The sequence below is a fragment of the Providencia sp. 2023EL-00965 genome, from assembly GCF_033550225.1.
Lineage (GTDB): Bacteria > Pseudomonadota > Gammaproteobacteria > Enterobacterales > Enterobacteriaceae > Providencia > Providencia manganoxydans.
On record NZ_JAWUEH010000020.1, the window covers coordinates 40,916 to 56,822 of the forward strand.

The window sequence follows — 15,907 nt, forward strand, 5'->3', positions numbered from 1 at the left end:
ATTACTGGTGAGTATCGGATAGTGAAACTTGTTGACCGATAGCCCGCATATCAGTACCTGTTGGTGACTGATGAACACGTAAATCAAACTGTGGCAATATCGAAAAGATATGGTCAAAAATATCTGATTGGATCCGTTCGTATTCTACCCATGCCGTTGTGTTAGTGAAGGCATAAATTTCAATCGGTAAACCATTGGAATCTGACTCAAGTTGCCTAACCATAATCGTCATTCCTTTATGTATATTTGGATGTGACTTCATATAGGCTTCAACATAGGCACGGAATGTCCCTATATTGGTGAGTCTGCGTTGATTAAGTGGCGTCGCTTTATCTTCAGGGATAGCAGAGTTGAATACGCTGATCTCAGAGATTTTATTATCCATATAAGGTTCAAGCAGATTGGCTTTTTCTAAAGAAGCGATCTCTTCTTGCCCAAGGAAATGGATACTGGTGGTATCTAGACGAACACTGCGTTTAATACGGCGGCCACCTGATTCCGTCATTCCTTTCCAGTTTTTAAACGAATCAGAAATTAACGCGTAGGTAGGTATGGTTGTAACCGTATTATCCCAGTTCTGCACTTTAACGGTAGTTAAACCGATATCAACAACCGCGCCATCTGCACCATATTTCGGCATTTCTAGCCAATCACCAATATTAACCATATTGTTGGCGGACAGTTGAACCCCCGCAACCAGCCCCATGATTGGGTCCTTAAACACCAACATCATGACGGCGGTCATTGCACCTAAACCGCTGAGTAAAATCAGAGGGGATTTACCAATCAGCAATGCAATGATCATAATCGCAACCAGTACTGTTGCAATCAGTTTGACACTTTGAAAAATACCACGTAATGGCAAGTGAGCTGTTTTCGCTGCACGTTGTAATACGCTATGCAATATATCGAGAACAGAGTAAAAAGTTAGCAAACCGAAAAGCATACACCAAGCTTGCGAAGCAACAGTTAAAATCTGTTGAGGAGTAGAGCCTGCATGCAACCACAATACCGCTTGGATATTAACCACAACACCTTGAATAACAAAGGCGATTCGGTTAAATAAGCTAAATTGAGTTAATTGGCGTTGCCAACCTTGGCCTTTTTTCTGACCTTGCTTTTCTATGCGAGGTAAAATGATTTTATGTAAGATGAAATGCAAGATCAGCGCGACGACGATGATCAAACCTAGCACCATGAGAAGTGAAGCAATATCGGCATAATCTTGATTGAACTGGCGTACCCAGTCTAGCAGTTGCTGCTGCATGTTTTCTCCTTCTAATTGACATCAAATAGACTCGTCATAGTTCAAGTTGAAGCAGTCAATAGATGTACAAATCGCTGAGTTTTCTAGCGCTCCTAGCGATCATCATTTAGCGTTTAGCTACACCTCGAATTATTTAGAGTAGATGTATTAAGTGTTTAATGCGATAACCTACTGAGAAACAATAACATAAATTTAATAACACTTCATTGCTTATGGTTAAAAAAACTGAGGTAGTTAAAAATAAAAGTTAAAAATAGGTTGAAAAAGGTAAATGTAAGTTATAAATAAATAGATATACCATCAGGCAGGATATTATAAATAGCGTGGCCTTATCAAGCCTAAATTTACTTATAATTACGTATTATGGGATAAATTCCGATTGTTGAAAGTTGTTTGCCCGACTAATTTAAGCGCAATGAGTCGCGGGAGACGTAATCATGAAACAAACAACAATTAGCAAGTATTTACTTTCTGCTCTACTAATGATGAGTAGCGGGCTATTACCTTATACTGCACAAGCTGATCCAAAAGGTCATCATGGTGAAGGAAATGGGCGTCAGAAAAATTATTATGAGAACTCACACAACCATAAACACAATGAGCGCGGCAAAAAGCATCATGAAAAGAGATATTACCCAAATGAAGTTATCGTTGTTCAGCAACCAGTATCACCGGGATTTAATATTAATTTAAATTTTGGTTCAGTAAGACCAATAGCAGTTGATTATGGTATGACAGGCTATTCACGTTTACCTCCGGGGATTGCAAAACAGGTTATTGTGGGAAGACCTTTTCCACCCGGTATTGCTAAGCGACGTTTACCAAGGCATTTTGAATCACGTCTACCTGTTTATGATGGTTATGAATGGCGTATGAGTGGCCGTGATTTGGTGCTAATGGCGATAGGAACCGCAGTGGTTGTGAAAGTGATTGAGGACGTTTTTGAATAAAAAAACAGCCTTAAAGTCATTTAAGGCTGTATTGCAAAAAATGCAGATACTCATCATAACTGAAGTTAATTTGAGTCAAAAAACGCTAAAGATGAGGTAATAGGAAAACGTGGTCTTACATAAAACGTTTTGCAAGTAATTCAATGACTTCTTGAACATTGCTAATAAATTCTTTGATGGTATTCATGGAAGCTCCAAATGTTAGATTGTGATCTAGATCACTTGAGAGCATTCTAACTTTTAGGAGTGTAAAGTCAAGCATGTGACTAAATAATTTTTTAATATTTAAAAATTATTTGATGGTAAGTGGGTGCGATAAAAATACCACTTACCATCAATATACTCTTTCAGGCCGCTGACAAACGTATTCGGTTTGTCGGCAGTCTTGAAATAAACGAGGAAAATCAATTTATTGATTTTCGACTGATCACACGGAGCGGGAAAAAACTCGTTTTTATCCCACTTCGTCAACGACTACATTATTTGGCGTTTTTCTTGAGTGCACCCGCTAGCAAGAATAGGTTAAAAGAGCTAAATAGTAACTCGATCCCGATAAATAATGTTAATAGGGTAATTGATGTTTGAGCGTTACCGCTAAGTAGCATGTAGGCAATGATAAAGTCTAAGATACCGATCAATATATTCATCATCCCCGCCGCTGAGCTAAATAACTTAGCACCAACAAAGAGACGAATTACCCCACCGATAATAAATAACACAGCTACAAATACCGCAAGAAATAGCAAACTCTGTAGCGGATCAGTAATAAACGCATAACCTAAGATAAGATAGGCAATACCTGCGATTAAGCTAAAAAATACTGAAACATTGGCATACAGGCGGTTGAAAACAATATTCAAAATTACGGCAACGCCACTGATTAATAACATGACACCAATTAACGAGCTAAAAGCGATACCTGATACGATGGGATTAGTAATACAAACTACGCCCCCGACTAACAATAGTAAGGCAACTAGATAAATAATGGTTCTATGGCCCTTTAACTGTGATTCGGCAAGATTTTTGAGTTGGTTCTGATTGAGATTAAGCATAATAAATTACTCCCTTACATCAAATAAAGAGTGATTGAATAGGGTGATTAGAATTAATGCTAAAAATATAGACCATTAGTAGGTAATTCAATAACTATTTCACAAAATTAATAAAAAATACCTATTGCTAATACTCGCTGTTATCGTTAGACATGACTAATTGAATCAATAAATGGCGCATCTGTAGAATTATTGCTCTAGTTTAGAGTTTTATCTGTTGGGATTTGAACTGATTTGCGAAGGAAACCAAAATTCATGGTCAGTTTAAGATAGAGATAGATAGTTAATGTTTTTTGATTTAGATGGATAACTCAATTGTAGGAAAGCCAGAAGTATTAACTCACTGGCTTTGAGAAAGGAATATAAAGTTTGAAGGCTATTTAATCTTCCCTTGCAAAAATTCTGATAGTGAAGATATTGTGGCCATTCCTTGGAGTGCTTGTAAGCTTTGTTGATGTAATTCAAGGGTTGCTGCGGCACAAAGTTCATCAATGACAGTTACTTGATAACCGAGGTCATGAGCCAAGCGGGCGCTACTCTGAATTGCCATTAATGTACTCACTCCTCCAAACAAGATGTGGTTAATATTATTTTCCTTTAACCAATGATCTAATTTATTGCCTGTAAAGGCACTAACACCTTTTTTTATCATAATCAGATCACGTAACTGGACATCTAATTCGTTGACCCATTGACAACCTACACTACTGAGTTTTAATGCTCCCAATGCTTTTGCACGATTAAACATTGGCGAGCCAGCAGGGATATCATGATAATCATCCGCGAAGCCAACTTTGACCCAAATAATAGGAATATCGTTCTCGCGGGCATAAGCAGCAGCTTGATTAGATTTTTCAATCACATTACGTTCTTGAGTTTGTTGATAGCTGGTATTTGATAAACCATTTTTACCGACTATTTCTTCAATCAAGTCAATAATAATCAGAGCTTGTGACATGTGTTTTCCTTCAGTGAATACTTATTATCTAAATTTTAATGACCCAATGTGTAGGTATATCAACGTAGAAACATAAAGTATATCAACATTAAGGTAAATCAATAATAAAACCCACGCCTTTTTTCTCTAAACCGTCGGTTACGCGGATCACCGCATTAATTTTGGTTGCTAAATTTTGTACGATTGAAAGCCCAAGCCCACTCCCAATTTCTGTTGTTCCAGGTACTCGATAAAAACGAGAGAAAATAAGTTGGCGACTTTCATCGGGTATTCCTCGTCCATTGTCCTGTATTGTAATCGTGGCCCCAAAAGGGGTTAAGTCCTTAATAGTTATTTTTATTTTGCCTTTTTTATCACTATATTTAATCGCATTTTCTAGCAAATTAGTAAAAATGGTACTTAAGGCTAATTTATCGGTAGTAATTAAAACGCAACTAGGACTTTGTAACTCAATATCAATGTTCTGGTTAATTGCATGTGGCACGTGTAATGAGGTGATATGAGAAATTAATACAGGTAAATCTATAAGCTCTTTGTTTAAGGGAAAATCTTCAGCTTCTAAACGCGCTAAATCAATCAGCTGGTGGGACAACGATGCTGCGTGATTTAATGTCGCCTGCATATCTTTAATAATTTCTTCTTTTTCTTTTATATTTTGTATTTGCATGAGCAAATGGAGTTGAGCAATAACCGCGGCAATCGGAGTTCTTAATTCATGGGCAGCATCAGCCATAAAGCGTTTTTCACGTTGATTCGCAGAATCAACACGAGACATTAAATTATTAATTGCTGTAATAATAGGGCGAATTTCTTTGTATTGTTCTTTTACTTCTATTGGTGTTAGATTACCGGGCTGACGGCTGGAAATAATGGTTGCCGCTTGCCTTAATGGCCGTAAGCTAAAATAAGCTGTAACAATGATGGCAATCAGCATAAGACCTAAAATAAATAATAAGGGAATGGCTGTCCCTTCAGCCGGACTACCGATTATCGATTTGCGATCAAAATAGGATTCACCTAAGATCACTTGGATCGTGTGTGTATTATTCCATGCAACAGTGAAATGCCATTCAGGGTATTGTTTTTTTAAATGTTCGAATGTCGTTTCAGCTGAAATATTAATCTCATCACTATTACGATAAAGGACATCACTTTTGCTATTGCGAACGACAACGAAAGGTTTATAAGATACCTCTAATCCATTCTCCATCGCATCGGTATACATTTTTTGTAAGGAGGTGGCGATTTGTTCAAAATATTCAGGATTGTTAGACACCGCACCTAGCGTATCCGCAAAACCCTGAGTCACTATTTTTTGTTGGCGATTAAAGTCATCGTCAATATCCGGTAGGTAGAAAAATTGTAGCCATCCTACAAACAGCACCCACAATAAAACGACAGAGCTTATCTGTAAGAAAAAAGTATAGATAAAAAAGGATTTAACTTTCACTTGGTTGCGCTTCTTTTTTGAGTAAATAACCAATACCGCGGATCGTGATAATGCGGTCTTTACCTATTTTACGGCGTAAATTATGAATATGGACTTCGAGAGAATTGCTTTCAACTTTATCATCTAGCCCAAATAAGCGTTGTTCGAGATCGGCCTTACGCACCACATTATCGGCATTTTTCACCAGTTCATATAATAATTGATATTCTTTACCTGAAAGTAATAGTAATTGCTCATTCAGTGATACTTGATGGTTTAATGGGTTTAGTTGGAGATTATCCAGTTGCCAAATTTCAGAGGAAAACCCAGCCATACGGCGGCTGACTGCTTTGACTCGAGAAATCAACTCAGGCATTGCAAATGGTTTAGTTAAAAAATCATCCGCACCGGAATCTAGACTAGTTACCAAATTATCCATTTGATTACGAGCGGTTAGGATAATAATTGGAATTGACTGACCCGAATTTCTCCAGGCGATTAATGCTTCATTGCCATCACCGTCAGGTAAGCCTAAATCTAATAACATCAAGTCGAAATTACGTGTATTTAATTGATGTTTTGCGTCAGAAAGTAATCGAACCCATAGCGGGTTAAAGCCAGCCAACTCTAAACCACGGCATAGCGCTTTGCCTAGTTGAAGATCATCTTCAACTAATAAGATATTCATTTTATCACCTCTATAGACCTAGAGCGCGGTATCAATAGGTAGTCATTTATTAACGATTATAATCGTCATGTTTTAATTTGTCGTACTTTTCATTTGTGGATAGAAACGATGTCTATTCGTGCCCGTCACACAGTTTTTCATCTTGTCAGCGCCTCACTAACTTATTGCCCAGCGGCATCTCGAATTATATAGAGGTTAACCCGACAAAACTAATGGCGTCTTTAATAAATCCTTAAGGTTGGTTTAACCAATTTTTAAGGTAAGAAATATGAATAAGATTATTATCTTAGCACCTACTCAGTTATTGGAATAAAGAAAATGAAATTAAAACTAATTGAGATCCCTATTTTTGTGATGGTTATTTCCATTGCGTTGGTTTTAGTCGGGAAAAATATTGAACATACATCAAAAACATCACTATCAATGCTTTCATTGAAAGAAATTAATACCTGTAAAAGAGAGAAGCAGTGTATTACCACTGGAAAAATCACGGGTGGAATAAAAAGCGATCTTAACCCAATAAAAGAAATTAGAACTTTTATTCGTAAAAAAATATATTAATAAAATAATCTAGGATTTATTAATGAAAAGATTGAAAACGGTAGCAACGATTGTTGTAGGGCTATTGCCGCTTAGTAGCTCTATGGCAGGAGAAAGTGTTTTGGTATTAGGTGGCGGAGCTTCTTTTATGCCAGCCTATGAAGGATCAAGTAAATATTTGTTTTCACCGCTGATTGATTTGAATTATGGGTACATTTCTGATGATTATGGTGTATTCAGCATAGGTTTAGAGGGGGCTGAGTGGGCAATAGGAATAACAGAAAGTCTGACTTTTTCTAGCCGAATCGGTTATGACGCAGGTCGTGATGAAAAAATTGGTATTTTGGGAAGTAAAAATGAAGATCTCAAAGGAATGGGGGATCTTGATGGTTCAATGACCGTCGGTGCGGAAATTAATTACAGCATAAAGGATTACCAATTATACGCATCTGTTGATATGGCAACCTCAGATCGTAAATATGGTGGTCGTGATATTGGTCGAACGGTGAATGTAGAGTTAGGTGGGATAGGTTACTATCAAATAAATGATAAGTGGGATGTTGAATATACGCTGGCTACTGTGTGGGGAAATAAAGCATATAATCAAGCCTATTTTGGTGTTTCTAAACAACAAGCTAATCGCTCACGTTTTAAAGAGTACGATGCAGGTAGTGGATTTAAAGATATTCATAGCGGCGCGATTTTAAATTATAACGTCAATGAAAATATGATCCTTTATACCGGCATTGGCGCTTATTACCTTGTTGGCGATGCAGCAAAAAGTTCGCTCACTGAACAACGTTTAGGCTGGGTAGGTCTAGGCGGTATTAGGTATACATTTTAGACCATCATTATAATTTAAAGCACCTATTGATAATGAAAGGAATGTTGAGTTAATGGCCTCACATTCCTTTCATTGGTATTGAATGTGTGGGCTATTCCTCTGGATTTTGTTCAGGGATCCAGCCATCATCCATCCAAATTTCTTCTAATATTTCTTCAATGCGAACTTTATCTTGCGCTAATTTAGTTCCTGAAATATTAATGCGTTGACCTGAACTAAAACCAACGCGAGTGACCATATCGGGATATTGCGGACTAAGCTTCCGTGCGACTTCAGCCTCTAGAGCTTGCAGCATCACATCACTTGGTTTTTGTGGTGCATTTTTATCAAATAAAATTTCAATGCGTAACATATTCACCTCAACTCAATACTGTATTGATATACAGTATTTTTAAATTGAGTGAGGGATAAAGTCAATATCTGGATGATAATATTTTTTATAATTTGAAAGGCATCTAAAATATAATGGAGGGGCTGTTAATTTATCCAATTAAAAACAGTAAGTTAAGATATTGACTTGTTGATGAGATTAAAAAAAACCAGTTGCTAGCTGATTGAGTTTGGGTATGCTAACCATCATTATTTAACGAAATAAGAATGGGTTTAGCACGTAATGTTGATAGTAAAAAGACTGAGTAGTAAAGATACGTTAGAAATAGCCAATATCAATCATCTCTATGATTCAGCATTTCCAGCTTATGAAAAAAGAAGTTTTCAAGGGCGGCAATTGATCCTTAATCATCAAGATTATTATTTATACTATTTTACTGAGAACGAGGTATTTATAGGTTTTGTTGAGTGCTGGAAAATTAATGATTTTTATTATGTTGAGCACTTTGCCATATCTTCTAATCTACGAGGTAATGGATATGGGCAAAAAATATTGCAACTCCTGAGTAAGCAAGTGAACAATATTATTTTAGAAATCGACCCTGTTATAGATGAAATAAGCCGAAAAAGATTACGTTTTTATCAGCACTGTGGTTTTAAGCAAAATGAGTATCAGCATTTTCATCCAAGTTACCATACCGAGTTTGCACCACATCAATTAGAGGTTTTGAGCTTTCCAACCACTATTGATTGGCAAGTTTACCAACAATTTAATCAAAAACTTGCCGATGTGGTGATGGATCCTGCATTGCTATAGCAATAATAATCGGTCTATTGGTGAATTAATCTATTAATTTGCAGACATAAATTAATTCAGGATCATCGTCATCAAGGTTTTCAATAACTCCACTTGCTAAAAATTGTGTATGATTTAACAAGGCTTGCATAGCTGTATTAGATTGATTAGTGGAGGTAAATAGTTTGCTAGTTGTGCAAATGAGTTTGAGCTGATTGATCAGCTCAACGCCTAAACCAAGACGCCGAAATTGCTTGCTCACCATCAACATCTCAATAAATCCAAAATCAAAAAAGTGATAATGCAAAACAGCATAAGCATAAATTTGTGTTTCTTGTTCAATTAAATAACAATTTTTATCTGCTACCCACTGAGCAATTTTTAGTGCACGTTCGTGGGTTTTTATACTGTCAATCTCAATTAAGCCATCAATATCTTGTGGAGTTGCAAGGCGGAAGTGATTCAAAACAAGTTCCTATTGATAAAGTAACGCGATATCAGCCAACAAAGACTGAAATTTGTGTAAATATAGCTAAATAGAATATTTAAGTATGATGAATAATGATAGTGTGCATAGGATAAAAATAAATTTATTGGGGCTGTTATGAATCTATTTAACCAAGTTCTTAATAGTAAAAAGGTAGGGTGGTTAATCACCATTATTGGTATCTATTTTACTGGTTTCCCACCAGAAGATAAAAATCAACAAGATGAACGCAAGTAAGAGAATAGCGTACCTAAAAACGCAGTTGATGATTAATTATACTTATTCATATAATAACTCCGTATAAACGAGGGAGTTAACCATGTCACAAAATATTTATGATAATCCACAGTTCTTTGCCGGTTATGCAACGTTACCTCGCTCTATTCATGGCTTAGCAGGTGCGCCAGAGTGGGAAAAAATGCAACAATTACTCCCCTCTCTTTCAGCTAAAAACGTGCTTGACCTTGGTTGTGGCTATGGGTGGTTTTGCCGATGGGCGGGTGTGCAACAGGCAAAATCGGTTACTGGACTTGATTTATCCAGTAAAATGTTAGCAAGAGCGATCGAGCTTACTCAAGATGATAATATAGTTTATCAACAAGCCGATTTAGAAACACTTTCGTTAGCTAAACAACAATTTGATTTAGTATATAGCTCGCTGACACTACACTATATCGTAAATATTTCATCTTTAATTTCAACTGTTTTCCAGTCACTTAAACCTGGCGGCCAGTTTGTATTTTCTGCTGAACATCCTATTTTTACTGCGGCTATCCATCAAGGTTGGTGTGTTGACAATGAAGGATATAAATCATGGCCTGTAAATCAATATCAGATAGAAGGAGATAGAAGGACGGACTGGTTTGCGGAAGGGGTAATAAAGCAGCATCGTAAGTTATCCAGTTGGATAAATATGTTGGTTAAAACTGGTTTTGAAATCATTGAAATAGATGAGTGGGGGCCTACAGCTGCGCAAATTGCAGAAAATCCGTTACTTGAAGAAGAGCAAGAACGGCCAATGTTGTTTCTATTAAGTGTACGTAAACCACTTTAAACTGATCATCAGATAGAAGCTTTAGCATATAAGGGGTTGAGCTTCTATTTTTTCCATTGACGTCGTAAAAAAATAAAGAGAACTACGGCAATAATGATAAGTAAAAACCACGTTAAAGAAGAGTGTATCGGTAAGGCGAGTATCGCTGAACTAATAAAATATCCGCAAGAAACAATAATGACCCCCCATAAGGCTCCTCCCAAAATATTTAATATAAAAAATTTAAATGGATTAACTTTACTCGCGCCAATAATTATTGGGCCCACGGTTCTCAAGCCATAAGCAAAGCGAATAGCGATAATAATGAAACTTTCATGTTGACGGATCAATTGTTGGACACGATTGATTTTTTTCTGATGACGGTGAAATTTAGGTAAGATCCGAGAGCCAGCAAAGTAACCAACGTAAAATAAAACATTATCACTGACTATGCCCCCTAAAGCGGCAAATAACATCACCCAAGGGTAATAAAGTAATTGGTTATGAGCAGCAACGCCAGATAGAAAAGCGGCGGTCTCACCTTCTATCATGGCACCAAAAAAGGTAGCCCAATAACCATATTCTGTGATCCAATTTGTGAATTCTGCTGTCATTTTTACCTAATTAGTCTAAAAGAAACTCGCTGAAATATTGATACATAACCCTAATATTGCCATATTGAATACAAATGAAATAACGGACTGAAGTAATACTGCTCGGCGCATCGGGCTTGAGGCGATTTCCACATCAGCAGTTTGCGATGCTACTGCAATGGTAAAAGAAAAATACATAAAGTCCGAATATGTTGGGGCAAGGATCTCATCAGGAAAACGTAGCCATGGTTGTTGCTGATTTTCATTACTATAGTATAGGTGTGCATAATGCATCGTAAAGCCCGCAGGGAGTAATAGCCATGAAGAAATGAGTGTAGAAGCGGTGAGTGCATAGGGCACAAATTTATCGGTTTTCGGAAAGTCGCCATGTCCACCTAATGCAAAAAATAATACCAGTAAACTGACACAACAACCAGCAACGAGGAAAAAGATCACCATACGAGCACTTTCATCTTCGACTTTAGTGATTTCTCGAATGTTCTTAGTTTTACGATTAATTATGCGAGCAAAAAGAAATAATAAATAGATCCAAGCAAATGCGTTCCAGCTTAGAATTAAGCACATCATGGTATTTTGGTAGGGAAGTAATGCAACAAAAGTCGCAACTGCAACAAATAAAGAAATAATAAAGCGAGGCCTTGAATGAAATGCATGATGAAAAAGATGAACTATTCGAAAGATGTAACGTAACATGATGCATTCCTTAACATGAACAAAATAATTTTATTATATCAAATGGTTGAAGTGATGTTGTAGAGAATTTACTGGTGCTTTTATTGAGGGGATATACTGGATAAAGTTACATTTTTGCTATATATAAACTCCAATTAATCAATAACTGATGGTTAATACAATAGATTATATTGCTAAAAATTGAGGTAGTTTTCAAATAAATTGTTATACTAGCGAAACTATTTTATAGCTTCGTTTTGCGAATTTTTTATTAGTGAGTTATTTAGATCGTCTTTTTATGAATAAAATATTTTATGTCATTATTGCTTTATTTCTTCTTGGTTCTGCTTTTTTATTTGGTATGACATTAAATTATAAAGATGACAGCAACATGATTGAACGTGTTGAACGTACAGTATTAGGTTATTTAGAAAATCCTAAATTAGAAACATTTAAGGATGTAAGTTACCATTTTAATAAAATCTCACATAATGGTGGAGAGGTTGGCTACGTTTGTGGATTTGTTTCACGACATTATGATTTTTCAAGGAAAACAGAAGATAAGCGTTTTATTGTCAAAACATATACTCGCCCCGATGGCGCCATTAATATTTCTATACCTGTTATTGATGGGATAGATGAATTGTTGACAGAAGCCCAAGTGGATGGCCTATGGACTAAATATTGTGAAGCACCGACCACCAAAGCGATCCAGTAACCTGAGTATGCTGAAAAAGTATATTGAACTTACTTAATATACTATTTTTCTATTAATAGAATAATAGTATCATTTCATTTCTATTTTTCATTATGCCAATCAGAAACACTATTTGATTAAACATGGTTAATGTTGATTTAATCTGAGTGCGTTTCCTTTATATACTCTAAATCATTCGAGTTGCAGTCGACACTGCTGCAACTTGAAGGATGGCGAATATAGCTGTACTTTGCCCAATAGATAGTTAATTACAATAAAGATTAATTATAGGTTAGTATCACTTCACATCACGGTGAGTAAGTGCCATGTATGTTGAACGATATGTCCAACTTTTAGGGTACGGTTCACCCTAGTGGGGTTTTTATTGTTTGAAATCTGTATTTATCTTAATATTCACGTACTTAACTTAAATGGAGAAGTGTGTGAAAAAGTCCTTGCTATGTTTAATATTTGTATCTTGCTTTGCAATGAGCAAAGAAAGACGTCCTTTTGTAGAAACTGTAAACGAGTTAGCTGAGTCTATTTGTAATTCATCAAGCAATGTAAAGCAATGCAGAAGCGACATGAGCAGGATAATTGTTTATTCGTTTGTTTCAGGTTGGATTGATCTTGACTGTCAGGCTAGAGGTGGTGAGATAAAAGCCTCAGGAGATGAAAACAAAATAAAAGCGTGCAAAGATGCTAGTGAATTTGTGCAAAGATTGCCTCGATATGACGATGACGACTAAATCTTAAAATCTAGCCAACCCTTGGGCTAATAATTCTACGATGCCTCTTAACTGAGGCATTTTGTTTTTTTACTACCTTCGGGCTATTATAAGTTAAATTAATCTAACATAGAGGCAATAAATGAAAGTTATAATGCCTTGTTTATATTTGTTTTTTCTATTTGTAAGTGTTTTTCCATCTAATGTTTTAGGTGATGACGTGGTGAAAAATACAAAACCAGATAAAATCAAAGAATTTAAACAAAAGCAAAGCAATGATTTTAAGGAATTAAAAGAGAAGATCATTGAGAATGAAAATAAAGGATTACCGCTTCTAATTGATAGTCATACGATGGTGACAAACGTATTTCAAGAGGACGATTATATTGTCATGACATATGAAATTAAAGGCATTCCAATTGAGATTTTTAAAAGTGATACTGCAGTAGAAAATGCAAAGAAAATTCTTACAGCAAATTATTGCCAAGATGAATCCAATATGAATTTATGGAGAGTGGTGTTTTCTTCCGGCATTCGACATTTTTACTACATTGATGGCAAAGAAGCGATGAGTGTAGAAATTCAGCCAAATGAGTGCTATCAAAGTATTAAAAAGGTAAATTGATAACAATATTTATAAAAGCTACTTAAAGTTGAGCGCGAAGACTATGAGTATTGCGATATTCCGAATGGGCATTGGATCGACGTTCGCGTAAACATGCCTAGTAACTCTATCTACAATCTCAAGCAAGCAGAAGCAGAGCGATTAGCAAAAGAAGCCGCAGAGAAGCAAGCTGAAGAAGAGGCTAAGAAGGCTGAATTGGAAGAGCTGGACTGTGAATAAAACAACAGGTAACTAAGTCGGACTTTTACCCGACTTTTACCCACCTCAAATTTCACCCACAAAAAAACCAACCCTAACAGGTTGGTTTCTCTATAAAAAGTTGGTCGGCATGATAGGATTTGAACCTACGACCCCCGACACCCCATGACGGTGCGCTACCAAGCTGCGCTACATGCCGAACTTTGATTTATACTACTCATTTTGCTTATGAAAGCAAGGCTTCACTTGCTCGACTGATTGATTTTTAAGCGTTAATTTTCATTAAACCGCTTTAGTTCGGTAAAAATTTTCAGTAACTGAGCAAGATCAGGTTTTTGATTTTTAACTTCATTGCCTTGCAAATCATAGATGCTAAATTGGCCATTTTTGTCCATATAGAGCGTTGCATCATTTGTCGTGATCACCACATCGTTATTGCTGCCTGTAATGACCCAAGGGTACTTGCGGTCAGGACTGAATAAGTCTTCCCCTTGGCTATAATCGTCAGGTGAATTGGACACATGCAGTAAACGTTGCATGATGGTTGTTAGTACATCTTGATGGCTAGTGAGTTTATCAATTTCCTGGCTAGGGGTATTCGGCCAATAGATAAACAAAGGAACTTGCATCTTTTTACGATCAAACTGCTTACCGCTAAACCAATCATCAGCTTCAGACTCGCCATTATAATTTGCAGTGATAACTACAATGGTATTTTTCAAGCGACCATCACGGATCAAGGTTTCAACAATTTGGTTGATTTGGTCATTGGTTTGTTTACTGCCTGGTTGTCCTTTGATATTTAAGAAGGAGAACCAAGGTGACTCACTCTTCAATCCGCTTAACCATGTACTCCATTGCGTGATGGTTTGTGTATCACTATCAGCCGCTTTGGTTGGTAATGAGTAATCCGCTAAAATGGCTTGGCGGAATAATGGAGAATTAAAGCCATCTGTTGAGAAGAGGCCAAATTGATACCCTTGATGCTGCAATGCTTCAATCAGTACAGAAGCATGACGTTCATTAAGGATATTATCGAAATAACTGGCTGAAATACCATAAAATAGGCCAAATAGGGCGCTATCGTTACGTAAACCGGTGGTGTAGTGGTTGGTAAAGTCAGTACTCATCTCTTTAAACGCTTTTAGCGATGACATGTTATTTTGTTGGGTTTTATCACCCAAGTTATCAACCACGACTAGTAGTAAATTATAACCCATGCCTTGATCATAATAGCTAAGCGGTTTCAATGGATACTGAAGTTTTAAAGCGGTAGGGCTACCTTGCTGGAAGACACGGTTTTGATGTTCAGATAAGTCTAATAAGCCATATCTATCCAGCAGTTTTCGAGCCGTCATTGGTTGTGATAGCGGGTAATTATAACGTTGCATGGTAATAGGGCGATAGAAATTAGCATCAGACCATGCATACATAAGGTGCGACATCACAAAGGTGGCAATAAATAGCCCTGCGAGTGGTTTACCAAAGGTTTGTCTATTCAAACTGCGTAGCTTTTGCCAACTCCAAGTTGCAAAAAGCATTTGAATAAGAAAGATGATAGGGATCGCGATAAACATCAATTGCCACTCGCGTGCCATCTCCCCTTTTTCAGGGTTGATCACCAGATCCCAAACCTGTGGAGTCAGGTGTAAACCAAATTGGCTAAAGACTCGAATATCAAAGATTAATAAGGTTGTACCCGCGGTGGCGAGCGCAACACAAATAAGCCTCAGCAGCCGCTGAGACATAACAATAAAGGTCAGTGGAAAAACAATCAGTAAGTAGCAGGCAAAAACGACAAAACTAAAATGGCCAATCCAACTGACGAAGGCAAAAATGCGCCCGGCGAGCGTGTCGGGCCAATCAAAAATAAACAGATAGCTACTACTTAGCCCTAGGCTGAGCAGGATATTAAAAAGTGCAAACCAGTGCCCCCAACTTATCATTTGGGAGACTTTATCACGGTAGCGCTGATGGGTGACCATACTGTTTATTT

At 36.9% G+C, this 15,907-nt stretch carries 19 protein-coding genes and 1 tRNA gene; 9 read left to right on the plus strand and 11 right to left on the minus strand.

The window, feature by feature from the left end; all coding sequences use genetic code 11:
- Position 1: 1 nt before the first annotated feature.
- On the minus strand, positions 2 to 1,267 hold the full coding sequence (locus SC428_RS19985; RefSeq protein WP_070927857.1) for a mechanosensitive ion channel family protein: 1,266 nt from the start codon (positions 1,265 to 1,267) through the stop codon (positions 2 to 4).
- A gap of 437 nt (positions 1,268 to 1,704) precedes the next feature.
- Here SC428_RS19985 and SC428_RS19990 point away from each other — a divergent pair, with 437 nt between their 5' ends.
- Positions 1,705 to 2,217 carry an anti-virulence regulator CigR family protein gene (locus SC428_RS19990; protein ID WP_140178529.1) on the plus strand — a complete coding sequence of 171 codons (513 nt, stop codon included), beginning with the start codon at positions 1,705 to 1,707 and terminating at the stop codon, positions 2,215 to 2,217.
- A gap of 479 nt (positions 2,218 to 2,696) precedes the next feature.
- Here SC428_RS19990 and SC428_RS19995 read toward each other — a convergent pair whose 3' ends face one another.
- From SC428_RS19995 to SC428_RS20010, 4 genes are all read right to left on the minus strand, one after another.
- Positions 2,697 to 3,272: a DUF308 domain-containing protein gene (locus tag SC428_RS19995; RefSeq protein WP_140178523.1), complete on the minus strand. Its 576-nt coding sequence runs from the start codon at positions 3,270 to 3,272 to the stop codon at positions 2,697 to 2,699.
- A gap of 376 nt (positions 3,273 to 3,648) precedes the next feature.
- Positions 3,649 to 4,230 (minus strand): cysteine hydrolase family protein, encoded by a 582-nt coding sequence (locus SC428_RS20000; protein ID WP_140178520.1) that lies wholly within the window; start codon positions 4,228 to 4,230, stop codon positions 3,649 to 3,651.
- 88 nt (positions 4,231 to 4,318) lie between these two features.
- Complete coding sequence (locus SC428_RS20005) at positions 4,319 to 5,680, minus strand: ATP-binding protein (protein WP_140178517.1); 1,362 nt, start codon at positions 5,678 to 5,680, stop codon at positions 4,319 to 4,321.
- A complete protein-coding gene (locus tag SC428_RS20010; protein ID WP_070927867.1) occupies positions 5,670 to 6,347 on the minus strand; it encodes a response regulator in 678 nt (225 codons plus the stop codon). Before SC428_RS20010 ends, SC428_RS20005 begins: the two co-directional genes overlap by 11 nt.
- 318 nt (positions 6,348 to 6,665) lie before the next feature.
- Here SC428_RS20010 and SC428_RS20015 point away from each other — a divergent pair, with 318 nt between their 5' ends.
- Together SC428_RS20015 and SC428_RS20020 are read left to right on the plus strand one after the other, a co-directional pair.
- A complete protein-coding gene (locus tag SC428_RS20015) occupies positions 6,666 to 6,908 on the plus strand; it encodes a hypothetical protein (protein ID WP_070927869.1) in 243 nt (80 codons plus the stop codon).
- 22 nt (positions 6,909 to 6,930) lie between these two features.
- Complete coding sequence (locus SC428_RS20020) at positions 6,931 to 7,731, plus strand: MipA/OmpV family protein (protein WP_318709907.1); 801 nt, start codon at positions 6,931 to 6,933, stop codon at positions 7,729 to 7,731.
- A gap of 91 nt (positions 7,732 to 7,822) precedes the next feature.
- Here SC428_RS20020 and SC428_RS20025 read toward each other — a convergent pair whose 3' ends face one another.
- A complete protein-coding gene (locus SC428_RS20025; protein WP_070927874.1) occupies positions 7,823 to 8,083 on the minus strand; it encodes a DinI-like family protein in 261 nt (86 codons plus the stop codon).
- Positions 8,084 to 8,344: 261 nt separating this feature from the next.
- On the opposite strand from SC428_RS20025, the gene SC428_RS20030 reads away from it, so the two are divergent.
- A complete protein-coding gene (locus SC428_RS20030) occupies positions 8,345 to 8,878 on the plus strand; it encodes a GNAT family N-acetyltransferase (RefSeq protein WP_140178509.1) in 534 nt (177 codons plus the stop codon).
- 25 nt (positions 8,879 to 8,903) lie between these two features.
- On the opposite strand, the gene SC428_RS20035 is transcribed toward SC428_RS20030, so the two are convergent.
- Positions 8,904 to 9,323: a GNAT family N-acetyltransferase gene (locus SC428_RS20035; protein ID WP_070927877.1), complete on the minus strand. Its 420-nt coding sequence runs from the start codon at positions 9,321 to 9,323 to the stop codon at positions 8,904 to 8,906.
- A 340-nt stretch (positions 9,324 to 9,663) separates the two neighbouring features.
- Between SC428_RS20035 and SC428_RS20040 the strand changes: the two genes are divergently transcribed.
- Positions 9,664 to 10,398: a class I SAM-dependent methyltransferase gene (locus tag SC428_RS20040; protein WP_070927878.1), complete on the plus strand. Its 735-nt coding sequence runs from the start codon at positions 9,664 to 9,666 to the stop codon at positions 10,396 to 10,398.
- 44 nt (positions 10,399 to 10,442) lie between these two features.
- Here SC428_RS20040 and SC428_RS20045 read toward each other — a convergent pair whose 3' ends face one another.
- Positions 10,443 to 10,991, minus strand: a complete 549-nt coding sequence (locus tag SC428_RS20045) for a DedA family protein (protein ID WP_140178503.1) — start codon at positions 10,989 to 10,991, stop codon at positions 10,443 to 10,445.
- 15 nt (positions 10,992 to 11,006) lie between these two features.
- Positions 11,007 to 11,684, minus strand: coding sequence for a DUF1345 domain-containing protein (locus SC428_RS20050; RefSeq protein WP_070927881.1), 678 nt, complete (start codon positions 11,682 to 11,684; stop codon positions 11,007 to 11,009).
- A 277-nt stretch (positions 11,685 to 11,961) separates the two neighbouring features.
- Here SC428_RS20050 and SC428_RS20055 point away from each other — a divergent pair, with 277 nt between their 5' ends.
- The 4 genes from SC428_RS20055 to SC428_RS20070 all read left to right on the plus strand — a co-directional run bounded on the left by SC428_RS20055 (position 11,962) and on the right by SC428_RS20070 (position 13,932).
- On the plus strand, positions 11,962 to 12,381 hold the full coding sequence (locus tag SC428_RS20055) for a hypothetical protein (RefSeq protein ID WP_070927882.1): 420 nt from the start codon (positions 11,962 to 11,964) through the stop codon (positions 12,379 to 12,381).
- A gap of 422 nt (positions 12,382 to 12,803) precedes the next feature.
- Positions 12,804 to 13,109: a hypothetical protein gene (locus SC428_RS20060; protein ID WP_070927884.1), complete on the plus strand. Its 306-nt coding sequence runs from the start codon at positions 12,804 to 12,806 to the stop codon at positions 13,107 to 13,109.
- 121 nt (positions 13,110 to 13,230) lie between these two features.
- The gene (locus tag SC428_RS20065) at positions 13,231 to 13,713 is read left to right on the plus strand and encodes a hypothetical protein (protein WP_070927886.1); all 483 of its coding nucleotides are present in this window, start codon (positions 13,231 to 13,233) and stop codon (positions 13,711 to 13,713) included.
- A 93-nt stretch (positions 13,714 to 13,806) separates the two neighbouring features.
- A complete protein-coding gene (locus SC428_RS20070) occupies positions 13,807 to 13,932 on the plus strand; it encodes a hypothetical protein (RefSeq protein WP_261785746.1) in 126 nt (41 codons plus the stop codon).
- A gap of 101 nt (positions 13,933 to 14,033) precedes the next feature.
- Here the strand turns inward: SC428_RS20070 and SC428_RS20075 are convergent.
- Positions 14,034 to 14,110: transfer RNA gene (locus tag SC428_RS20075), tRNA-Pro, on the minus strand.
- Between the two features lie 73 nt (positions 14,111 to 14,183).
- Positions 14,184 to 15,896: an LPS biosynthesis-modulating metalloenzyme YejM gene (gene yejM, locus SC428_RS20080; RefSeq protein WP_070927888.1), complete on the minus strand. Its 1,713-nt coding sequence runs from the start codon at positions 15,894 to 15,896 to the stop codon at positions 14,184 to 14,186.
- Positions 15,897 to 15,907: the final 11 nt, after the last annotated feature.

Bases quoted from the DNA above. Each gene is read 5' to 3' on its own strand.
- SC428_RS19985 (WP_070927857.1), bottom strand. From the start codon at position 1,267: ATGCAGCAGCAACTGCTAGACTGGGTACGCCAGTTCAATCAAGATTAT.
- SC428_RS19990 (WP_140178529.1), top strand. From the start codon at position 1,705: ATGAAACAAACAACAATTAGCAAGTATTTACTTTCTGCTCTACTAATG.
- SC428_RS19995 (WP_140178523.1), bottom strand. From the start codon at position 3,272: ATGCTTAATCTCAATCAGAACCAACTCAAAAATCTTGCCGAATCACAG.
- SC428_RS20000 (WP_140178520.1), bottom strand. From the start codon at position 4,230: ATGTCACAAGCTCTGATTATTATTGACTTGATTGAAGAAATAGTCGGT.
- SC428_RS20010 (WP_070927867.1), bottom strand. From the start codon at position 6,347: ATGAATATCTTATTAGTTGAAGATGATCTTCAACTAGGCAAAGCGCTA.
- SC428_RS20015 (WP_070927869.1), top strand. From the start codon at position 6,666: ATGAAATTAAAACTAATTGAGATCCCTATTTTTGTGATGGTTATTTCC.
- SC428_RS20020 (WP_318709907.1), top strand. From the start codon at position 6,931: ATGAAAAGATTGAAAACGGTAGCAACGATTGTTGTAGGGCTATTGCCG.
- SC428_RS20025 (WP_070927874.1), bottom strand. From the start codon at position 8,083: ATGTTACGCATTGAAATTTTATTTGATAAAAATGCACCACAAAAACCA.
- SC428_RS20030 (WP_140178509.1), top strand. From the start codon at position 8,345: ATGTTGATAGTAAAAAGACTGAGTAGTAAAGATACGTTAGAAATAGCC.
- SC428_RS20040 (WP_070927878.1), top strand. From the start codon at position 9,664: ATGTCACAAAATATTTATGATAATCCACAGTTCTTTGCCGGTTATGCA.
- SC428_RS20045 (WP_140178503.1), bottom strand. From the start codon at position 10,991: ATGACAGCAGAATTCACAAATTGGATCACAGAATATGGTTATTGGGCT.
- SC428_RS20050 (WP_070927881.1), bottom strand. From the start codon at position 11,684: ATGTTACGTTACATCTTTCGAATAGTTCATCTTTTTCATCATGCATTT.
- SC428_RS20055 (WP_070927882.1), top strand. From the start codon at position 11,962: ATGAATAAAATATTTTATGTCATTATTGCTTTATTTCTTCTTGGTTCT.
- SC428_RS20065 (WP_070927886.1), top strand. From the start codon at position 13,231: ATGAAAGTTATAATGCCTTGTTTATATTTGTTTTTTCTATTTGTAAGT.
- SC428_RS20070 (WP_261785746.1), top strand. From the start codon at position 13,807: ATGCCTAGTAACTCTATCTACAATCTCAAGCAAGCAGAAGCAGAGCGA.
- yejM (WP_070927888.1), bottom strand. From the start codon at position 15,896: ATGGTCACCCATCAGCGCTACCGTGATAAAGTCTCCCAAATGATAAGT.